The sequence below is a fragment of the Gilliamella sp. wkB195 genome (genome assembly GCF_001690445.1).
Classification (GTDB): Bacteria; Pseudomonadota; Gammaproteobacteria; order Enterobacterales; family Orbaceae; genus Gilliamella; species Gilliamella apicola_E.
In genome coordinates this window covers 42,697-64,884 of record NZ_LZGP01000038.1, presented here as the reverse complement: position 1 = coordinate 64,884, position 22,188 = coordinate 42,697, and the positions used below count along the sequence as shown (strand labels likewise).

The following is a 22,188-nucleotide window of genomic DNA, read 5'->3' as shown; positions in this document are numbered from 1 at the left end:
AATTACATATCTTTGTCAAAATAAGGACTTGAAATTAAATATTTAAGACTTATATACAAAGAATAAAATACAGGTTTGAGGAGAAACGATTATGGGTAAAATTATTGGTATCGACTTAGGTACAACAAATTCATGTGTTGCAGTAATGGATAACGGCCAAGCAAAAGTATTAGAAAATGCCGAGGGTGATCGCACAACCCCATCGATTATTGCTTACACACAAGATGGCGAAATTCTAGTTGGTCAACCAGCTAAACGCCAAGCAGTAACCAATCCACAAAATACATTATTTGCGATTAAACGTTTAATCGGTCGTCGTTATGAAGACGCTGAAGTACAACGTGATGTTGGCATCATGCCATATAAAATTGTTAAAGCAGACAATGGCGATGCATGGGTTGATGTTAAAGGCCAAAAAATTGCTCCACCACAAATTTCTGCTGAAGTATTGAAGAAAATGAAAAAAACAGCAGAAGATTATCTTGGTGAGCCAGTAACTGAAGCAGTAATTACTGTTCCTGCTTATTTTAATGACGCACAACGTCAAGCAACTAAAGATGCTGGTCGTATTGCTGGTTTAGATGTTAAACGTATTATCAACGAACCAACAGCAGCAGCATTAGCGTATGGTTTAGATAAAGATGTCGGTAACCGCACCATTGCAGTTTATGACCTTGGTGGTGGTACATTTGATATCTCAATTATCGAAATTGATGATGTTGATGGTGAAAAAACATTCGAAGTATTAGCAACTAATGGTGATACTCACTTAGGTGGTGAAGACTTTGACTCTCGTTTAATTAACTATTTAGTTGATGAATTTAAACGTGAACAAGGATTCGATCTTAAAAATGATCCACTTGCAATGCAACGTTTAAAAGAAGCAGCTGAAAAAGCGAAAATTGAATTATCATCAGCACAACAAACTGATATTAACTTACCATATATCACTGCTGATGCAACTGGACCAAAACACTTAAATATCAAAGTGACTCGCGCTAAACTTGAATCATTAGTTGAAGATTTAGTTAAACGCTCAATGGAACCAGTTAAAACAGCATTAAAAGATGCAGGTCTTACTGTTTCTGATATTAAAGATGTGATTTTAGTTGGTGGTCAAACACGTATGCCAATGGTACAAAAAGCCGTTGCAGACTTCTTTGGCAAAGAACCACGTAAAGACGTTAACCCTGACGAAGCAGTAGCAGTAGGTGCTGCGGTACAAGGTGGTGTATTAGGTGGTGATGTTAAAGATGTATTATTACTTGACGTAACACCATTATCATTAGGTATTGAAACAATGGGTGGTGTAATGACTACCTTGATTGAGAAAAACACAACTATTCCAACTAAACATAGTCAAGTGTTCTCAACTGCTGAAGATAATCAATCTGCGGTAACCATTCATGTGTTACAAGGTGAACGTAAACGTGCAAGTGATAACAAATCATTAGGTCAATTTAACCTTGATGGAATTCAAGCTGCACCACGCGGTATGCCACAAATTGAAGTAACATTTGATATCGATGCTGATGGTATATTGCATGTATCAGCAAAAGATAAAAATACTGGTCGTGAACAAAACATTACCATTAAAGCTTCTTCAGGATTAAGTGAAGAAGAGATCCAAAAAATGGTAAATGATGCAGAAGCAAATGCTGATGCTGACCGTAAATTTGAAGAATTAGCTCAAATTCGTAACCAAGCTGATCATCTTGTTCACTCAACTCGTAAACAAGTGACTGAAGCTGGCGATCAATTATCAGCTGATGACAAAACCGCTATCGAAAGCGCCGTGAGTGATTTAGAAAATGCTGCACGCGGTGAAGATAAAGCAGAAATCGAAGCTAAAATTAATGCATTAATGGAAGCTTCAAAAAAATTACTTGAGTTAGCTCAAGCTGATCAATCTGCAAGCCAAGCAAATAGCGCAAACTCTGCTGATGATGTCGTTGATGCGGACTTCAAAGAAGTTGATGATGAGAAAAAATAAGCATTAACTAATATGTTTTTTAATGAGTTATTTCAACGAGTTTTAAACATGTAAAACATTAAACGGGCGCGAGGTAACTCAAGCCCGTTTAGTTGTTTATATAATGATTAAAGTTAAAGGTTAATTATGGCGAAGAAAGATTATTATGAAACATTAGGCGTAAGTAAAAGTGCTACTGAAGCTGAGATAAAAAAAGCCTACAAACGCCTAGCCATGAAATATCATCCGGATAAAAATCAGGATAATAAAGCAGAAGCTGAAGCGAAATTCAAAGAAGTCAAAGAAGCTTATGAAATCTTAACCGATCCACAAAAGAAAGCCGCTTATGATCAGTATGGACATGCTGCTTTTGAACAAGGTCAAGGTGGTGCTGGAGGCGGTGGCTTCGGCGGATTTGGTGGTTTTGGTGGAGGTTCTGCATTTGATGATATCTTCAGTGATTTCTTCGGTGGTGGACGAGGACGAGGTCAAACCGCGTCACGAGGCGATGATTTACAATACAACATCTCATTAACGCTAGAAGAAGCAGCAAGTGGCGTAAGTAAAGAGATAAAAGTACCAACATGGGTAACTTGTGATGTATGTCATGGACAAGGAACAGAAAAATCATCTGATGTCGTAACGTGTGATACATGTCATGGCGCTGGTGTTGTACAAATGCGACAAGGCTTCTTTGCTGTACAGCAAGAGTGTCCAACCTGTCACGGTCGTGGAAAAATCGTTAAAAATCCATGTAAAAAATGTCATGGTGAAGGACGTATTCAGAAAACGAAAACACTATCTGTTACCATCCCTGCTGGCGTGGATACCGGAAACCGTATTCGACTTTCAGGCGAGGGTGAAGCGGGACTTAATGGCGCCCCAGCTGGAGATTTATACGTTCAGGTACAAGTAAAACCACATGCAATCTTTGAACGTGATGGTACAAACTTACATTGTGAAATTCCAATTAACATTGTTTTAGCATCACTTGGTGGTGAAGTTGAAGTACCAACACTAAATGGTAAAGTCAGCTTAACCATACCAGCTGAAACTCAAACAGGTAAAATGTTCAGATTGCGTGGAAAAGGAATTAAATCATTACGCGGTAGCGCAGTAGGTGATCTATACTGCCACGTAGTGGTTGAAACCCCAGTAAACTTAACTGGCAAACAAAAAGAGTTACTAAAAGAATTGGGTGAAAGTTTCAAAGCGGACAAAAACTCAAAACACAGCCCAAAAGAAAAAAGCTTTTTTGATAAAGTGAAAAAGTTTTTTGGATAAAATCAATTATCACTTAATAGCGAAGCAGGGTTTCCTACTTCGCTATTTTTTTGACACTCAAACAAGACTAAATGTATCTGTAAATATTAAATGTAAATTTGACCCGGCGCAGTAGTTAACTTGGGTGAATAAAACCTAAATTAAAAGTAAAAAAAACCCAGCATAAAGCTGGGCGAAACTTATTGTCAAATAAGAAACTTAGATTTTAGTTGTAAAAGTACGAGCAATAACATCGCGTTGTTGTTCAGCTGTTAACGAGTTAAAACGAACAGCATAACCAGAAACACGAATAGTTAATTGTGGATATTTTTCTGGATGTTGAACAGCGTCTTCTAAAGTCTCACGACGAAGAACGTTCACATTTAAGTGTTGACCACCTTCAACTTTAATTGTTGGTGCTACATCTAATGGAATTTCACGATATTCGATTTGACCAAGTTCAGCAGTTGGGACAACTTGATCTTCTTTATAAACTGATTTTGCAGCAACACAACGAGCTTCTTTTGTTGAATCATCTAATAACCAGAATGAGTTAAGTAGTGCTTTATTATCAGCTTTAGTAATTTGGATACCTGTAATCATTTTAAATCCTCCTAATGGATCTGGACGTTATTGTCCTAAACTATTGAGACTAATATAGCACTTTCAAAATTTGATTAAAATCAAAAAAAGCTATTAATCTGATAAGTTTTACCGTTGATTAGCTTTTTAGCAATTAATAAGGTATAAACTTCAATTATATTGGGAGGTTAATAATTGATATAAATATGTTCGGCTTGAAAGTGAACTTCATCTTTATCTATTTTTAACGATTCTGCTAGTGTAAAAGCGAATTTAAATGCCATACCCAGCCCTTTACCACTCAAAAGATTTCCGTCACAGACAACATCTTGATCAACAAAGCTCCCATCTTGAACATTTTTATATAAATCACCAGAACAGACATATTTCCGACCATTTAATAGCTTATTCTTACTCAAAACTTTTGCTGCTGCCGAGCAAATCGGGCAAATCCACTTATTTTCCTTATCGTGGCGTTTAATAAAATCAATCACATTGGGATTATTGCCTAAATTAACTGTGCCATCTGGCCCACCCGGTAAAATCACTGCTTCGTATAGCGTTGTTTGTTTATCCTTAAGCAATGCATGAGCTCTTATTTCAACACCATGATAACTTTTCACCTCAATATCATCTTGGCAGGCTAATAGATGAACGGCTATTTTTACTCGGCAAAGTGCGTTATAGATAATAATGGCTTCAGCTTCTTCAAAACCTTCAGCTAATAAAATGGCTACTTTTGGGATCTTCATCATAAATACTCATAATAATGATTGAAATTTGAATCATTGTTTCATAAATTTTTTTATCAAATAAAAATTATTTTATAAAAATAAGATATATGTGAACAAAATCACATCGACTTTCAAAATTTTGCCATTTTTATAAAAAGTTGGCATATATATTAAAGTTTAAGAAAAGCACCCACCATAGACTAGCTAAAGAATGTGAAAAGGATATTTATTTTTTGAAATAAGGAAAAATGAGTGGGGCAAATATGAAAAAGAGAGTGATAGGTTTAAAAAATTACTTAGCTTATGGCGCTGGTGATTTTTTAGGTGCGGGAACAACAGCATTGACTGCTGTGTGGTTATTATATTTTTATACAAATTTTTGTGGACTAACGCCTATCGAAGCCACATTTATTTTTGCGGCAGCAAGGGTTCTTGATGCAGTGATTAGCCCATTGATGGGTTATTTAACGGATAACTTTGGCCGAACTCGATTAGGTAAACGTTTTGGTCGTCGTAAATTTTTTATCTTACTTGGTATTCCACTCATATTTAGCTATAGCGTAATGTGGGCACCTGGTATGAATTATCTCTACTACTTAATTACCTACCTCTTCTTTGACATGGTCTACACCATGGTGCTTGTTCCATACGAAACATTAGTTCCTGAAATGACCGATGATTTTAAACAAAAAACCAAATTTTCCGGTGCACGAATTTCAATGGCACAATTATCGGCAATATTAGCCGGGTTCTTACCGGGGATTTTACTCAACTATTTTGGTAAAGATAATGCAATATCATTCTTCTATGCAAGTTTAGTCTTCTCAATACTATGTTCTTTTGCCCTTTGCATGGTATACCTATTTACATGGGAAAGACCAAATGAACTAAAATCGAAAGAGGCTTTACAAGCAGAACAACGAGCTGCTTCATTATCATTTAAAGAAAGTATCCGTCATTTGGTTATCGAATTATTATCCACCTTCAAAATAAAAATCTTCAGACAGCATTTAGGCATGTATCTTGGTGGATATATTGCTCAGGATGTATTTAACGCCGTCTTTACCTATTATGTAATTTTCGTTCTATTACAAGAGCCAACCGTTGCTTCAATGCTAATTGGAACCATGTCTATCACCCAATTTGTTGCTGTACTTTGTATGATGCCATTATGCATAAAATATGGTCCAGCGCCGGCATACCGAGCTGTCGTAACTATCTTTGGCTTAAGTTGCCTCTCTTATGGCATCATTTGGTATTACAACTTAAGCCACATTCACACTTTACTTGTTACCATCTCCGCAATAGCTGGATTAGGTCGAGGTGGTATCAACTACGTACCTTGGAATATCTACACTTATATTTCAGATGTTGATGAAATTATTACCGGCAAACGCCGAGAAGGTATTTTTGCCGGCGTAATGACATTTACCCGAAAAGCTTCACAAGCGGGAGCAGTAATGTTGATTGGTGTATGTTTACAATGGTCGGGCTTTGTGAGTGGCCAAAATCAGCAACCAGAACAAGTCTCGCTAACTATCTTATTCTTATTAGTGATTGGAACAATATTCGTTCTCTCATTAGGATTTTTCATTTCGTTAAAATTCAAATTAAATCTAACCACTCACAATATTTTAATCAATGAAATTAATAACATAAAAGGTATTGGAACAAGTTCTGAAAGACGAATTAGTGATGAAGGCAAACCGGTTGTAGAAATGTTAACTGGTATGCCGGTTTCCCAGCTCTGGGGAAATAACAATATAGGTTATAAAAATAAATAAAAAAAGAATTCAAATTTAATGATTAGTAGAGGTACAAAATGCAGATATTTCCTGTAAAACATAGCAAATTACTTTGTAAACCTGAATATATAATTTCACGTTCTGAATTAAAACAACTGATACATAAAATTATTAATAATCTAATTAATATCAAAGATGAAACCGGTGAATTTCTATTACGCTTAGATGATGGACGTGTAATAGACACTAAAGGTTGGAATGGCTGGGAATGGACTCATGGCATTGGACTTTATGGTATGTATCAATTTTATCAACAAACAGGCGACAAACCGACGCTCGACATTATTGACGACTGGTTTACACAGCGCTTATCAGAAGGAACACCAACCAAAAATGTGAATACGGTTTGTCCATTTCTAACGTTAGCCTATCGATATGAAGAAACCAAAAACCCTGTTTTTCTACCATATTTAGAACGTTGGGCTGACTGGGTAATGTATGAAATGCCAAGAACGAAATTTGGCGGTTTACAACATATTGTCTACAACAATGAAAATCACCAACAACTTTGGGATGACACGCTCATGATGAGTGTATTACCTATCGCCAAAATCGGTAAATTACTCAATAGACCAGAATATATACAAGAAGCCATTTACCAAATACTGATTCACATCCAATATCTAATGGATCGCCAAACTGGGCTTTGGTTTCATGGATGGACTTTTGACGGCAACCATAACTTTGCCAAAGCCAGATGGGCAAGGGGAAACAGCTGGTTAACCATCGTCATTCCGGAATTTATTGAACTACTTGATCTTGATCAAAATGATCCATTTCGAAAACTACTAATTGAAGTACTAAATGCCCAAATTCAGGCATTGGCTAAATACCAAAATGAAAATGGGTTATGGCACACAATCATCGATGATCCAGATTCCTACTTAGAAGCATCGGCAACCGCTGGATTTGCCTATGGTATTTTAAAATCGATAAGAAAACGTTATATCTCTGATGAATATACAGTAATGGCAGAAAAAGCAATTAAAGGAATATTAACAAACATAGATGACAACGGAACACTACTCAATGTTTCATTTGGCACTGCAATGGGCAGCGACTTAGCATATTACAAACAAATACCATTAACATCGATGCCATATGGTCAATCCATGGCAATTTTGTGTTTAACTGAATATTTAAGAGTGTTCATTTAATATCATCCAGCATTGATTAGCATTAGGTTTATTATTATTTTTAGGTATAATTATTATCAATGCAGTACCAGATAAAATAATAGTAAAGGTAAAATATGAGTAATCAATTAATCTGGAACGATGTTATTGGCTCTGAAAAAGAGAAGCCCTATTTTCAACATATAATGCAATTTGTTGCCACACAACGCGCTGAAGGTAAAACCATTTATCCTCTTCAGCGCGATGTGTTTAATGCATTTCGTTTCACTGAATTTAATAACATCAAAGTGGTAATTCTAGGGCAGGACCCTTATCATGGCCCAAACCAAGCTCATGGTTTATCCTTTTCTGTATTACCGGGAATCAAACCACCGCCATCACTACTCAACATCTATAAAGAACTCTCAACGGATATTGACGGATTTACTATTCCAAATCATGGTTACTTAGGTTACTGGGCAACTCAAGGCGTACTACTCCTTAACAACGTATTAACGGTTGAAGCTGGTCAGGCCCACTCTCATGCCAAAATAGGTTGGGAAACCTTTACCGATCATGTTATTGCTGCGATCGATAAACATTTGGAAGGCGTGGTATTTTTACTTTGGGGCTCGCCGGCTCAGAAGAAAGGTCAATTTATTGATCGTCAAAAACATCATGTATTAACCGCCGTACACCCATCGCCATTATCTGCACATCGTGGCTTTTTTGGATGTAAACACTTCTCAAAAGCAAATGCGATCATTACACAGCATGGTAAAACACCAATCGATTGGCAACCAAGATTACCGGAAAATAAACAATGAGTAAAAAACGTCGCCCTGGCTTACAAGAAATCGCCAACTTAATCGGCATCAGCAAAATGACAGTTAGTCGCTTTTTGCGAGATCCCAACCTAGTATCAGAATCACTTCAGTTAAAAATCTCATCGGCTATTGATAAATTAGGCTATATTCCAAACAAAGCGCCTGACATGCTATCTAATGCCAAAAGTTATGCTATTGGAGTGGTATTACCCTCATTAACTAACCAAGTCTTTGCTGATATTTTAAAAGGTATCGAAATGGTTACTGATGTAAAAGGGTACCAAACCATGATCACCCACACCGGATACAGTGCGGATAAAGAAGAGCTACGGGTTCGTTCATTACTCTCTTACAACATCGATGGACTAATATTAACCGAAAGAATACACAATCCGGCTACGCTCAAAATGATCGAAATATCTGGCGTACCTGTCGTTGAAATTATGGACAGTGTCTCACCCTGCATCGACATGGCGGTTGGCTTTGATAACTTCACTGCTACCAAAAATATGATTCACCACATGATAGAGAAAGGGCGACGCAACATAGTCTACTTCAGTGCAAGGCAAGATCAGCGAAGTATCATACGGCAGCAAGGTTATGAAAAAGCCATGCAAGAGGCAGGATTAACCCCTAAAACATTAGCAACCAAAGAAGCCTCATCCTATGAACTAGGCGCAAGATTTTTACACCAAATACTAAAAGAGTACCCAAGTGTCGATGGTATATTTAGTACTAATGATGATTTGGCGCTAGGCGTACTACTTGAATGTCAACGCATTGGCATTGAAATACCGAAACAGATAGCCATAGTTGGATTCCATGGTCATAAAATTGGTCAATATATGAATCCGAAGCTAGCCTCAATCCAAACCCCAAGAATCGAAATGGGCAAAATTGCTGCCGAATTACTACTAAAACGTATCAATGGTGAAAAGGTCGAGCAAAAGGTTATTGACTTACCGGTTGAATACCTCGAAGGTGAAAGCTTATAAAAAATGAAAAGCGAGTATTCACATCATCAATAATAATGCCTTTATTGGGATTTCGGGTTTTCATGAATTGATAACTCTGCTATAATTACCTCTCAGTGGTTATTTATACCTACTAATTAGATCATCGAAAAATAACACTGAGGCCCCCATGAAAATTGTTGAAGTAAAACACCCTCTAGTTCGCCATAAAATCGGCTTAATGCGTGAACACGATATTAGCACAAAAGATTTCCGAGACCTTGCTAGTGAAGTTGGTAGCTTATTAACTTATGAAGCGACAGCCAATTTACCGACTGAAAAAGTCACAATTCAAGGTTGGTGTGGACCTGTTGAAGTAGAACAAATCAAAGGTAAAAAAATCACCGTTGTGCCTATTTTACGTGCTGGTTTAGGAATGATGGATGGTGTCTTAGAACACATACCTAGCGCAAGAATTAGTGTTGTTGGTTTTTATCGTAACGAAGAAACACTCGAACCGGTCCCTTATTTCCAAAAACTAACTTCTGATATTGAAGAGCGAATGGCATTAGTCGTTGATCCAATGCTTGCTACCGGTGGATCAATGGTTGCAACTATTGATCTGCTTAAAAAAGCGGGATGTAAAAATATCAAAGTACTGGTATTAGTTGCTGCGCCAGAAGGAATCAAAGTATTAGAACAAGCACACCCAGATGTAGAGCTTTATACCGCATCAATCGATGAACGATTGAACGAAAAGGGCTACATATTACCAGGACTGGGTGACGCCGGAGACAAAATATTCGGCACCAAATAAAATCTCAAATTTTAGACCGGTTTTAACCGGTTTTTTTATGCTTACTATTTGAATATAAATAGAGATGATTAACATTAAGTGGAATAAGAGAGGACAAAGTGTCTAAAACTATCGATAATGATACATCACAACATTCATGGCAAGATATTTTTACCGGCGCCCAAATGCTATTTGTTGCATTTGGAGCATTAGTACTTGTGCCATTATTAACCGGCTTAAATACCAATGTTGCTTTATTCACAGCCGGATTGGGCACACTATTATTTCAACTGACCACCAAAGGAAAAGTCCCAGTATTTTTAGCATCATCCTTTGCGTTTATTGCACCGATCTCTTTTGGCGTTGCACAGTGGGGAATACCTGCCACATTGGGTGGACTCGTTGCAGCCGGTTTTGTGTTTATGTTTTTTGCCTTTTTGGTCAAAATTAACGGAAAGCACGTAATTGATCGCATTTTACCGCCAGTGGTTACCGGACCGATTATAATGGTTATCGGTCTATCACTTGCACCGGTTGCCGTCAAAATGGCAATGGGCACCGACAGTGGAATACCCGCCGAAAACTATCAATTAATTCTAATTTCAATGGCGTCACTATTAACCACCTTAATTGTAGCAATTTGGGCCAAAGGCTTTTTTAGATTAGTCCCGATTATTGCCGGTATTGTGGTGGGATATGCCTTATCTTGCATAATGGGCATAGTCAATTTTCAACCGATTATTGATGCGCCATGGTTTAAAGTACCTGACTTCACCTTTCCAGAGTTTCACTGGCAAGCAATCTTATATATGATCCCAATTGTAATTGCACCAACCATCGAACATGTTGGTGATATTATGGCGATCAGCGCAGTAACTGGAAAAGATTATACTAAAGATCCAGGCTTACAAAGAACATTGCTTGGTGATGGATTAGCCACCTCAAGTGCCGGCTTCTTTGGTGGACCGCCTTGTATCACATATGCCGAAGTTATTGGCGCGGTCACATTAACCCGTAACTTCAAAACACGAGTAATGACTTGGGCGGCAATTTGGGCGATTTTCATGTCATTTGTTGGAAAGATCGGCGCTTTTTTAAGTACGATCCCAACAGTTGTTATGGGCGGGATTATGGTGCTTTTATTCGGATCGATTGCATCAGTAGGTATAAATATATTGATCAAACATAAAGTCGATCTTTCTAGATCACGCAATATGTGTATCGTTTCATTAGTCTTAGTCTTTGGGATCGGCGGAATGATCTTTGATTTTGGATCTTATGCGCTACAAGGCATTAGTTTATGTGGCATTTTAGCGATTTTGTTAAATTTAATCTTACCAAATAAATCAACTGACTAATAAATAGCGGTTAATCATCAAATTGATCAACGGCTAAAAAAGTTACTGATTTTTACAAAAAAGTTGAGGAGCGGGGTTTTTTTGGGATCAAAATTGTGCTTTGCAATGTTGCCTCAAATAAATCATTCCGCTCTAACTGTGGTGCTTTAACCCTGTTTTTCCACCCAAAAAAGTGAGGAGCGGGGTTTTTGGGGATCTAAATTCTATTTTGAAATGTTGTCTTATATAAATAATTCTGCTTCAAACTACGGCGTTTTTTAGTAGCTGTTTTTTGCATCAAAAAAAGTTGAGGAACGGGGTTTTTAGCGTTTAAAACCCCACTTAAAAATCAATAAATTAACAAGACTTCAAAAAAATCAAATTTTCCTAAAATTAAAAATGATGGTTTTTAAGGATTTGTAAATTTGATATTTATCAATCAAACCATAATTTAGCTAACATTATTTTAGATCTTTTAATGATCATCTTTACAATGATTAACGATCTAAAATGAAAAAATTATTGCGTCATATTTTTTCAGTCACTATACTTCGGGATCATTTTAGTTGAATAGATCAAATTTAACTAAAAAATATAAAAAATTAAATAAATCATAAATATACTTGACAGGATTGTCGCATATGTTCTATAATTTCCAACAGGCAACAGGCAACAGGCAACTTGGCCAACCTATAATTTAAATTCGCCAAATTCAAACTCCCAGCCTATTTTTTTTCATTCCAGTTTATTAATCGACGAAAATTTAAGATCGCGTAGTCGATCGTTGCGCCGATCGTTATTTCGATCATCATTTGGATCATCATTCCGATCATCTCTCGGATCTAAATTACGCCGACAGATCTTTTTACCGCTCGTCCTTTTGCTAATACCTTTTTATTCTAGCCATGCATTAACGGCTAAAACCTCGAATATGATTCAGGGTAATGCGCCTTATTTAACTTTTGATGGTGGTAAGACACGTGTTCTTAATATTGAAGCTTTGCTCGGTATTACGCTATCTAACGGAAAACAGTACACGACTAAAACGAATACTTCATCATCTTCAAACCCCATTGAGTTACCGGTTGCAGGTCAAAGTTTTGCTGATATAGATATGATCGTTCCAACGAATGTCGATTTAATCACTTTAAAAACGCTTATTGGTCCTCCCAATAATTATTGGGGGGATGATGATGGTGATGATGAGATTAAGGTTAATGGTTTTTTAGAGTTATCTCTCCTTGATGAAAGAAATAGAACAGTAACACGTAATACAGTGTTAAGACCTTGTAAAGCGCCTTATCAGGTTATATTAACTAATACAAATGGTACATTAACAACGCGTTATGGTATTCCAAATAGTAGTGATTTCAATCCTAGTCGGGTCACTTATTTTGTCAAACCTAAGGGGCAGGAAATTTGTTTTGCCACTCCAAGTCTAGCTTTTGAAGGCAATGGAGGTGTAAAAGCGGGTCCACCTGAAATTTTTGATCCATCTCTTGGTTTTTTGCCTCAGTCAACTGACTCATATGGTAAGAACTTTCCAACTACAGGTGCTAACAACATGTACTTTGATTTAAGCATTGCTGGTAATAAACAAGCATTGTCTTGGTCTCCTGTCTCGCGAGGTGGTATCACGGCGACTATGACCAACTCGACAGCGACAGGCGTACGGGTTACCTTAACTGGCCCTGTTGCAACTGAATCCCAATGGAATTCCAGCAATCCTGGTCCTATTACTAAGCCTACTTTGCCTCAGACATTCGAGTTAGTTGGTCGAGATAGTAGTGGTAAAGCTATCGTTAAATATGGTTTTACGTTAAAACAATGGTTTGTCAACCGAGGTAAAACTTATTACAGCTATCCTAGCATGGAATCCTGGTGTAATAGTATTGGTTATCGCCTTCCTAAAGTTAAGGATTTAACTAATGCAAAACGTTATGAAATTATTGGTGGTACACCTTCATCATCAGGTGATTATTATATGCGTACAATTGGTGCAGGCTTGCTTGCGGAGTGGGGTAATATAGGTAAATATGACCGAACCAACTTTGACGCCGTCCGATGGTACTGGACCAGTGATGTAAAAGGTTTAAGCCGGTTCGTTGTTTTTCCTCAAGATGGTCATGTACATTGGGCTGAACCCTCGTATGATAAATCGGTAGGGCTTTGCACTTTGCCTTAGCATGGTCGTACAATAAAAGCAATTTTGTGGGCATAGTCCACATAACCCCCACCTTGGTGGGTTTATTTTTGTCTTTTTTATAGCAAAAAAAGTTGAGGACCGGGGTTTTTGATATAAAAAAACTCACTTATTGGTGAATAAGTGAGTTTGATTAACTTTGTCGAAACTATTTAACTGGGCGCATTGTTGGGAATAAAATGACGTCCCGGATGGTATGGCTATTGGTAAATAGCATTACGGTTCGGTCAATCCCAATTCCTAGCCCTGCTGTTGGCGGTAAGCCATGTTCTAATGCGGTGATGTAATCTTCATCATAAAACATTGCTTCGTCATCTCCCGCGTCTTTTTGTGATACTTGGTCGGCAAAACGTTGTGCTTGGTCTTCGGCATCATTAAGTTCTGAGAAGCCGTTACCAATTTCACGTCCACCAATAAAGAATTCAAAGCGGTCTGTTACAAATGGGTTTTCATCGTTTCGACGAGCAAGTGGTGAGACTTCTGCCGGGTATTCGGTGATAAATGTTGGTTGAATGAGATTAGCTTCAGCCACTTCTTCAAATATTTCAGTTACCACTCGACCAAGTCCCCAGCCTTTTTCAACTTTGATTCCCACTGCTTTTGCAATCGCACAGGCTTTGTCAAAATCATCTAAATCAGCATTATTGGTTTCTGGGCGATAATGGCAGATTGCTTCACGCATGGTCATTTTGATAAATGGTTTGCCGAAATCAAAAGTATGTTCGCCATATTGCACTACTGCATTCCCCGTCACGGCAATGGCTAAACGACGGAATAACGCTTCAGTTAATACGATCAAATCTTTATAATCGGCATAAGCCATGTACATTTCCATCATAGTAAATTCAGGATTATGTCTTGGTGATACCCCTTCGTTTCGGAAATTGCGGTTGATTTCAAATACACGCTCAAATCCACCTACCACTAGACGTTTTAAGTAAAGTTCTGGCGCAATTCGTAAATACATGTCTAGATCAAGCGCATTATGGTGCGTAATAAATGGTTTGGCTGATGCACCACCTGGGATGACTTGCATCATTGGGGTTTCAACTTCCATAAAGTGGTTTTCTAACATAAAGTTACGAATTTCAGTTACCACTTTTGAGCGCGCAATAAAGGTGTCACGTGATTGTTGATTAGTAATTAAATCAAGGTAACGTTGACGATAGCGCATTTCTTGATCTGCTAAACCGTGGAATTTATCGGGTAATGGGCGTAATGCTTTTGTTAGTAGGCGGATTTCTTCACAGTGGATTGATAGTTCACCTGTTTTGGTTTTGAATAAGTAGCCTTTAGCACCAACGATGTCACCAAGATCCCATTTTTTGAATTGTTCGTTGTAGTAATTTTCGGGTAGATCATCACGCGTGACATAGAGTTGGATTTGCCCTGCAACATCTTGTAATGAGACAAATGAAGCTTTACCCATAATACGGCGCATCATCATTCGACCCGCAACGGTTACAATAATTTTGTTTTCAATTAACTCTTCGTTAGTTTTTCCATCATACAATTTATGAAGATCGCTTGAAATTGCGTCACGACGGAAATCATTCGGGAAAGCAATGCCTTGTTCGCGAATTGCAGCTAGCTTTTCACGACGTATTGTAAGCTCGTTATTTAACTCTTCAATATGGTTTTGTTGCTCTTGCTGTGTTGACATAATTTTACCTTTTATTTATTACCAGTTATAAACCGGCTTTTAAGCTTTCTTCAATAAATTGATCTAAATCGCCGTCTAATACGGCTTGCGTATTGCGTGTTTCAACGCCTGTGCGTAAGTCTTTGATTCGTGAATCATCAAGTACATACGAACGAATTTGGCTGCCCCAACCAATGTCGGATTTGTTTTCTTCCATTTGTTGTTTTTCGGCATTCTTTTTGTGCATTTCAAGCTCATACAGTTTTGCTTTTAACTGTTTCATAGCCTGATCTTTATTGCTATGTTGCGAGCGGTTATTTTGACATTGTGTCACAATTCCCGTTGGTACGTGGGTAATACGTACAGCAGATTCGGTTTTATTGACATGCTGACCACCCGCACCCGATGCCCGATAAACGTCAATGCGTAGATCGGCTGGATTGATGTCGATATCAATGTTGTCATCAACCTCTGGATAGATAAATACCGATGCAAATGAGGTATGACGGCGGTTTCCTGAGTCAAATGGGCTTTTTCGTACTAAGCGGTGCACTCCGGTTTCAGTGCGTAACCAGCCATAAGCATAATCGCCGGTTACTTTGATTGTGGCTGATTTTATGCCAGCTACATCGCCGTCTGATACTTCCATCACTTCGGTTGTAAAACCTTTCGATTCAGCCCAGCGTAAATACATTCGCAATAACATTTCAGCCCAATCTTGAGCTTCAGTACCCCCTGAGCCTGATTGGATATCTAAGTAACAGTCAGCACTGTCATAATCACCCGAGAACATTCGGCGAAATTCAAGACCGGCTAGCTTTTTTTCGAGTTGTTCAACTTCTTGATTGGCTTCGTCAAAAGTGTCTTGATCTTCTGCTTCAATAGCAAGTTCAAGTAGGCCTTCGACGTCGTCCAGACCTTGTTCTAAGGTATTGATGGTATTGATGATCTCTTCTAGCGCAACGCGTTCTTTGCCTAATGCTTGTGCCTTTTCTGGATCGGCCCAAACTTCGGATTGTTCTAGTTCGGCATTGACTTCCTCTAGACGCTCTTTTTTGAGGTCATAGTCAAAGATACCCCCGAATGACATTCGTTCGTTCGGTTAATTCGGTTATTTTTGATTTGATAGGATTAATTTCAAACATGTTTTGCTGTTTTTGCTGTTTTTAACTAATCGTACATTGTAACGGATTTAAGTATAACTTAGCAATGACTTTGCTTTAGCCATTTGAGTAAATGCGATCGTTTAACGCTATGCTAAAAAATAAAAATGACGCATAAAGCGTCATTTTTTAGGTTTATTTGAGATGATTATTTTTTGGCTGCTGCATATAATTGAGCGACTTTGTCCCAATTGATGACATTCCAAAATGCACCAATGTAATCCGCACGGCGGTTTTGGTATTTTAAGTAGTAAGCATGTTCCCAAACATCAAGCGCTAGAATTGGTGTGCCTGAAACGCCGGCAAATTTTTCGCCCATAATTGGGGTATCTTGATTCGCGGTTGACACGACTTCAAGTTTGTCATTTTTCAATACTAACCACGCCCAACCTGAACCAAAACGGGTTGCAGCCGCTGCTGAGAATTTTTCTTTAAACGCATCAACCGAACCAAAATCTTTTTCTATTGCCGCTTTAAGTTCGCCCTTAAGCTCGGTTCCAATTTTTAGCAGTTCCCAAAATAGGGTGTGATTAACGTGACCACCGACATTGTTTTTAATTCCAGTCAATTTGTCTGCTGGTACTTTGTCTAAATTTTTTAATAATGTTTCTGGACAAAAATCGTTTAATTCAGCTGGTAGGGTTTCTAATAATGCGTTGGCATTGTTTACGTAAGTTTGATGATGTTTATCATGGTGTAGATGCATCGTTTCAGTATCAATATAAGGTTCTAAAGCATCATAAGCATAAGGTAGAGGGGGTAGTGTGTAAGCCATGGAATCGCTCCTTTCATCTATTCGGAATTATTAACTACATTATTTTATGAGTATACGAACTATCAATATATCTCACAAACTATTACTTAGATAGCTGGTGGCTATCCTAATTTTTGTTTAATTTTCGTTACTTATGTTTTTTTGATGATATAGCTTTGGATTGTTTCTATATCATCATCAAATTTATTATTTTTGGGTCTGTGATAAAAGGCTTAACTTGTCTAAAAATACAAAAAGCTTTTGATTCATTTCAGAATAGTCATGTAAACGAAGTTGCTGGGGAGTATCAATAAAACGGTATTTTTCGGCTTGTTTTAGGTCGTTTTCAGAGTGAGCAATAAGTTGTTCAACCACGTCATGGGTTAACTCCATATGACATTGGAAACCATACACGAATGGACCATAGGCAATGATTTGCCGTGGACAGCCTTCACTATAGGCAATGATTTGGGCATCTTGAGTTAAACCCGGCATATCATTGTGCCAGTGGCCGACCGCCAAACTATCACCGAAATGCGCAAAAAGCGGATTTTTTTTGCCTGCTTCGGTCAACGTAATTGGGAATTTGCCAATCTCTTTTTCCGGACTATGCTCGAAATGTGCACCTAAGGCTTCACCAATTAATTGCGAGCCAAGACAGATACCGATGACTATTTTTTGTGATTTGATTGCCGTAGATATGATGGCTTGCTCGGCTAATGAGTCAAAATGTGGACACTCTTTTTTAGTCGTTGCTGGTGATTGAGGACCACCCATGATAATCAACATATCAATCTTATCTATCTTATCGGGAAGCGGATGACCAAGATAAACACGAGAATAACTAATGGTGTGTTGATGCATTTTTGCCCATTGCTCATATGCGCCAGGTGCTTCGAAATCTTCGTGGATGATAAAGTGCACATGCATTGGTAAATCTCCTTTAATCTTATCGATCTGGGTTCTATTTTATATCGAATATGGACAATTAAACGCGAAGTTTATTATGAATCTTTTATTAACAAATGTGAAGATTTGGCATTTTGTGGGAGATATTTGGTATAAAAATCTGTTTTAGTCGGATTTAGAATTCGTAAAGTTGGTTCTTGTGAGAGATTTTATGGTTTTCGCGCGAAAATGACAGTCGCTTTTGTTTGATGATAGATGCACATAATTTCTAATACGTTATTTTTGGATAATAAATACTGGGACATTTAAAAAAACAATGTCATTTTTTAATTTTAAACTTTTTCTTAAACACTTTTATCCTTTTGAATTTTTATTAATAAATTTTTTAATTACTAATTAAGTTACCTAATTTAGCTAGGCAAAAGAAGCGAAAGCCAATATAAAATTATTAGATAATTTTTCGATGAAGTTCGAGTAAAAATATTGGTCAAATACAACCAATGCACAAAATTGCAATTTTGTCAATAAATTTTAAAAAATATATATATTTCATTTCACTAATAAAAAATAATGCTCTATATTTCCTCAATAGTTTGATCTTAACGATAAATAAATTAGTTGGAATTTCTTAATTAAAAAGACAAGGTTTGATTAGATGAAAAGTATAAAAATAACAGGAGCTCGCATTCACAATCTTAAAGACGTTGATATTACTATTCCCAAAAACAAATTAACCGTTGCTACCGGTATAAGTGGATCAGGAAAGTCTAGTCTGATGTTTGATATTGTGTTTGAAGAAGGACGTAAAGGGTATCTTCAATCATTAGGAATATTTCCGGGACTTGAAAATGAGAGAAAATTTGCAAGCATAGAGGGTATCGGCCCGACAATTGCAGTTAAGCAAAGCGTTGTACGTCAGAATAACCCAAGATCAACAGTCGGTTCAAAAACAAACATATTCAACCTTCTTGCCCTACTGTATTCAAGTGAAGGGCGGGTTAAATGTTCAGAGTGCAACGAAACTATTGGACAAGATAGGGTCTGCGCTAAGTGTGGACATGAGGAAGAGCGCCTTGAATTAGGCTATTTTTCCTATAATAACCCTAACGGAATGTGTATGAAATGCGCTGGCAGAGGCGCATATTATCACGTTAATATGGAAAAGCTTATTGCAAATAAAAATCCCACCGTTCGAGAGTTATTTAATTTTATCGGGGTAACCCCCGGTATATTTCGCGTCTTGGAAAGGAATTTCAAAGGCTATATGGATCAGCCTTATTTAGAAATACCGGATGAAATAAAAGAAGAAGTGGTAAACGGGCATTATGTCAGCAATAACAGTGCAAATCAAAGCTTCTGCTTATCAAGAATTTTGCAAGCTAAACACAAAAGAGGCGAATATTTAAATGGTCTGTACGAAATAACCCTCTGCTCAGAATGCCACGGATATCGCATAGGTGAAGAAGCTCGCAACATATTAATTAATGATAAACATATTGGTCAAGTCGGCAAAATGACTTTAGACGAGGCTAAAACGTTTTTTGAATCGGCATTGGAACTAAACGAAATAACGCAATTTGGGAAAAATCTTCTTAAAGATATTTTGGGTAAAACAAACTCATTAATTGCTTCTCGTTTAGGTCATTTGTCACTTTATAGAGAAATGTCCTCACTAAGTGGCGGGGAAATACAACGACTCTTCCTTAACTCGCATTTGGAATCCAAACTTGAGTCACTTATCTATATTCTTGATGAACCCACAGTAGGTCTACATGAATCAGAAAAACTTGAACTTTTACAATCTATAAAAGCGCTTAAAGATTTGGGCAACACGGTTATTGTTGTGGAACATGACAGAAGTACGATAGAAATAGCTGAACATATCATTGATATTGGCCCAAAAGCGGGAATTGAAGGCGGAGAAGTGATTTATGAAGGTGATTATGCTGGTCTGTTAAAATGCGATAAATCATTGACAGGACAATATCTTTCCGGCAAGGCAAAAATGCCGGTAAGGATGTTAAAACAAAATATCGATGATTCTGATATTCCCCGTTTAGTTATTCGACACGCCAAAACCAACAATTTAAAAGATATTTCAGTCGCATTTCCATTAGGTGTTCTTATTGGGGTTTCGGGCGTTTCTGGAAGTGGTAAAAGCTCCTTGATATCGAACACGCTTACGCCCCTGTTAAAAAGTTATTTTCGCTTAGACGCCAATAAGAACAATACCGATGGAGAAGAAAACGAAGTAGATATTGAAGAAGAATCATTATCAATCGAAACAATAGCAGAAAGGCTTGATGGCGCAGAAAATATTTCTGGCTTTGCTGAAGTATCGCAGGCACCAATAGGAAGAAATATAAATTCGAATCCTGTTACTTTTACCAAAATATGGGACAAGATACGTAGATTATTTGCAGAACAACCCGAAGCAAAACGATTAAATTTAACGGCGGGACACTTTTCCTTCAATTCCGAGGGCGCTTGCCGAGAGTGTAATGGTAGTGGACGTAAAGCTATTTTTCCTGAAGGTAGTTTAAAGATGTACGCAACATGCGAAAAATGTAAAGGTAAAAGATATAACAACGAAGCTTTAACGGTCACGTATAAAGGGAAAAATATTTCAGAAATTCTTGATATGCAGATTTCTGAAGCGATAGCCCTATTTAGTGATAATGATTTCATCGTTCGTCCGTTACAGATAATGGAACGGATTGGTATGGGATATATAAAGCTTGGGCAACCCACTTCAACAATGAGCGGAGGGGAAACCCAAAGACTAAAACTCGCGAAGGAATTAGGACGGCAACGAAAAGGTCATATCTTGTATATCATGGATGAACCCACTACTGGTTTAAGCCTTTATGATACAGCTCAGCTGATAAAACTGTTGGATGAATTAATCAAAAGCGGAAACTCTGTGATTGTTGTTGAACATAATCATGAAGTTCTTGAATCGTGTGATTGGATCGTGGAGCTTGGTCCTGAAGGAGGATTAAAAGGCGGTGAAATCATTGCCGAAGGAACGCCTAAAGACTTGGTGAAAAATCCAAAATCACTAATCGGAAAATATTTAACTCCTACGACTTAAAAAGTGGATACTTGATTATGGCTAATATAAAAGAATTAGAAACCATTGATGCAGAATCGGTGGATATGAATCCAGATAAATTGAGAGAGCTGGATGTTGCCTTGAATTTTCAACTAGGTATTATTAAAGGAATCGCTATTTTGCGAAAAGGCGGCATTGTGTTTGAAAAATATTTCAAAGGTTACCATGCTGAAAATACTCATCATCTCACTTCAGTAACACAAAGCGTTACTTCCGCTTTAGTGGGAATAGCCATTGATAAGGGATATATAAAAAGCGTCGATCAACCAATACTGGATTTCTTTCCAGAAGCGGAATCCAAAGCCAGTGATATGTTAAAGCGACATCTGACAATCAAACACTTACTTACCATGACTGCACCCTATTCTTGGAAAAAGAGTGAGCCATTAGATAGGTTGAGAAGGCAAAAGAATTGGACGATGTTTATGCTTGAAATGTTGGGACAAAAAGGCCAGCTTGGGGAGTTTCAATTCAATATGTCTAATGCCCACCTTCTTTCAGCGATTATTACGCGGAGTACTGGACTATCAACCCGAGAATTTGCCAATAAATCATTATTTAGTTATTTAGGGGTGAAAGAGATCGTTGACCAGCAGATGAAATCCTTTTCTAAAGAAGATGTCTATGGTGAAAATATTACCGGTTGGATAAAAGATCCTCAAAATATCAATACCGGAGGCTGGGGGCTGTCTTTAACTCTGCGGGATATGCTTCGTTTGGGATATTTGTATTTAAATAAAGGCCATTGCAATGACAAGCCAATCATTTCAGAAAACTGGATAAATGAATCGTTAAAACAGCATACGGAAGATTGTGGCTATATGTGGTGGCTTAGAGAAGATAAGGGGATTAACACTTTTCTTGCGGCAGGCATAGGCGGAACTTACCTCTATTGTGTTCCCGAAAAGGATCTGATAGTGGCAATCGTCTCGAAAGTCGACAAGATGATAATCGACAGGTGGGAACTCATGGCGGATTATATTATTCCATCAATTACAGACAGTTAATTTTTTTCGTC

Annotated in this window: 17 protein-coding genes; 11 read left to right on the top strand and 6 right to left on the bottom strand. The window is 37.6% G+C overall.

The annotated features are described in order from the left end of the window. The first annotated feature begins 91 nt into the window (after positions 1 to 91). Together dnaK and dnaJ are read left to right on the top strand one after the other, a co-directional pair. The gene (gene dnaK / locus A9G08_RS11265) at positions 92 to 1,993 is read left to right on the top strand and encodes a molecular chaperone DnaK (RefSeq protein WP_065563810.1); all 1,902 of its coding nucleotides are present in this window, start codon (positions 92 to 94) and stop codon (positions 1,991 to 1,993) included. A 126-nt stretch (positions 1,994 to 2,119) separates the two neighbouring features. Beyond that, entirely contained in the window at positions 2,120 to 3,256 is a 1,137-nt protein-coding gene (gene dnaJ, locus A9G08_RS11260; RefSeq protein ID WP_065563809.1) for a molecular chaperone DnaJ, read from the top strand. Positions 3,257 to 3,454: 198 nt separating this feature from the next. On the opposite strand, the gene grcA is transcribed toward dnaJ, so the two are convergent. Together grcA and A9G08_RS11250 are read right to left on the bottom strand one after the other, a co-directional pair. Then, positions 3,455 to 3,838 (bottom strand): autonomous glycyl radical cofactor GrcA, encoded by a 384-nt coding sequence (gene grcA, locus A9G08_RS11255; protein ID WP_065563808.1) that lies wholly within the window; start codon positions 3,836 to 3,838, stop codon positions 3,455 to 3,457. 167 nt (positions 3,839 to 4,005) lie between these two features. Further along, positions 4,006 to 4,572 carry a DJ-1/PfpI family protein gene (locus tag A9G08_RS11250; protein WP_065563807.1) on the bottom strand — a complete coding sequence of 189 codons (567 nt, stop codon included), beginning with the start codon at positions 4,570 to 4,572 and terminating at the stop codon, positions 4,006 to 4,008. A 242-nt stretch (positions 4,573 to 4,814) separates the two neighbouring features. Here A9G08_RS11250 and A9G08_RS11245 point away from each other — a divergent pair, with 242 nt between their 5' ends. The 7 genes from A9G08_RS11245 to A9G08_RS11215 all read left to right on the top strand — a co-directional run bounded on the left by A9G08_RS11245 (position 4,815) and on the right by A9G08_RS11215 (position 13,569). Further along, a complete protein-coding gene (locus A9G08_RS11245) occupies positions 4,815 to 6,335 on the top strand; it encodes an MFS transporter (protein WP_065563847.1) in 1,521 nt (506 codons plus the stop codon). Positions 6,336 to 6,373: 38 nt separating this feature from the next. Further along, the gene (gene bglB, locus A9G08_RS11240; RefSeq protein ID WP_065563806.1) at positions 6,374 to 7,513 is read left to right on the top strand and encodes a beta-galactosidase BglB; all 1,140 of its coding nucleotides are present in this window, start codon (positions 6,374 to 6,376) and stop codon (positions 7,511 to 7,513) included. A gap of 95 nt (positions 7,514 to 7,608) precedes the next feature. Next, a complete protein-coding gene (gene ung, locus A9G08_RS11235; protein ID WP_065563805.1) occupies positions 7,609 to 8,298 on the top strand; it encodes a uracil-DNA glycosylase in 690 nt (229 codons plus the stop codon). Next, positions 8,295 to 9,293 carry a gluconate operon transcriptional repressor GntR gene (gntR, locus tag A9G08_RS11230; protein WP_065563804.1) on the top strand — a complete coding sequence of 333 codons (999 nt, stop codon included), beginning with the start codon at positions 8,295 to 8,297 and terminating at the stop codon, positions 9,291 to 9,293. Before ung ends, gntR begins: the two co-directional genes overlap by 4 nt. A 148-nt stretch (positions 9,294 to 9,441) precedes the next feature. Beyond that, the gene (upp, locus tag A9G08_RS11225) at positions 9,442 to 10,068 is read left to right on the top strand and encodes a uracil phosphoribosyltransferase (RefSeq protein WP_065563803.1); all 627 of its coding nucleotides are present in this window, start codon (positions 9,442 to 9,444) and stop codon (positions 10,066 to 10,068) included. Positions 10,069 to 10,166: 98 nt separating this feature from the next. Continuing rightward, positions 10,167 to 11,405 (top strand): uracil-xanthine permease family protein, encoded by a 1,239-nt coding sequence (locus A9G08_RS11220; protein WP_065563802.1) that lies wholly within the window; start codon positions 10,167 to 10,169, stop codon positions 11,403 to 11,405. 763 nt (positions 11,406 to 12,168) lie between these two features. Continuing rightward, positions 12,169 to 13,569: a hypothetical protein gene (locus A9G08_RS11215; RefSeq protein WP_141673981.1), complete on the top strand. Its 1,401-nt coding sequence runs from the start codon at positions 12,169 to 12,171 to the stop codon at positions 13,567 to 13,569. A gap of 166 nt (positions 13,570 to 13,735) precedes the next feature. Here the strand turns inward: A9G08_RS11215 and lysS are convergent, their stop codons facing one another. The 4 genes from lysS to A9G08_RS11195 all read right to left on the bottom strand — a co-directional run bounded on the left by lysS (position 13,736) and on the right by A9G08_RS11195 (position 18,076). Next, a complete protein-coding gene (gene lysS, locus A9G08_RS11210) occupies positions 13,736 to 15,250 on the bottom strand; it encodes a lysine--tRNA ligase (RefSeq protein ID WP_065563800.1) in 1,515 nt (504 codons plus the stop codon). A 25-nt stretch (positions 15,251 to 15,275) separates the two neighbouring features. Further along, a protein-coding gene (prfB, locus tag A9G08_RS11205) for a peptide chain release factor 2 (protein ID WP_141673980.1) occupies positions 15,276 to 16,374 on the bottom strand; the annotation gives its coding sequence in 2 pieces (ribosomal slippage) (positions 15,276 to 16,298 and positions 16,300 to 16,374; 1,098 coding nt in all). A 166-nt stretch (positions 16,375 to 16,540) separates the two neighbouring features. Further along, positions 16,541 to 17,167 (bottom strand): Fe-Mn family superoxide dismutase, encoded by a 627-nt coding sequence (locus tag A9G08_RS11200; protein ID WP_065563798.1) that lies wholly within the window; start codon positions 17,165 to 17,167, stop codon positions 16,541 to 16,543. Between the two features lie 186 nt (positions 17,168 to 17,353). Next, on the bottom strand, positions 17,354 to 18,076 hold the full coding sequence (locus A9G08_RS11195) for a type 1 glutamine amidotransferase (protein ID WP_065563797.1): 723 nt from the start codon (positions 18,074 to 18,076) through the stop codon (positions 17,354 to 17,356). 634 nt (positions 18,077 to 18,710) lie between these two features. Between A9G08_RS11195 and A9G08_RS11190 the strand changes: the two genes are divergently transcribed. Next, positions 18,711 to 21,149 carry an excinuclease ABC subunit UvrA gene (locus A9G08_RS11190; RefSeq protein WP_065563796.1) on the top strand — a complete coding sequence of 813 codons (2,439 nt, stop codon included), beginning with the start codon at positions 18,711 to 18,713 and terminating at the stop codon, positions 21,147 to 21,149. A gap of 17 nt (positions 21,150 to 21,166) precedes the next feature. After that, positions 21,167 to 22,177: a serine hydrolase domain-containing protein gene (locus tag A9G08_RS11185; protein WP_065563795.1), complete on the top strand. Its 1,011-nt coding sequence runs from the start codon at positions 21,167 to 21,169 to the stop codon at positions 22,175 to 22,177. Positions 22,178 to 22,188 lie beyond the last annotated feature (11 nt).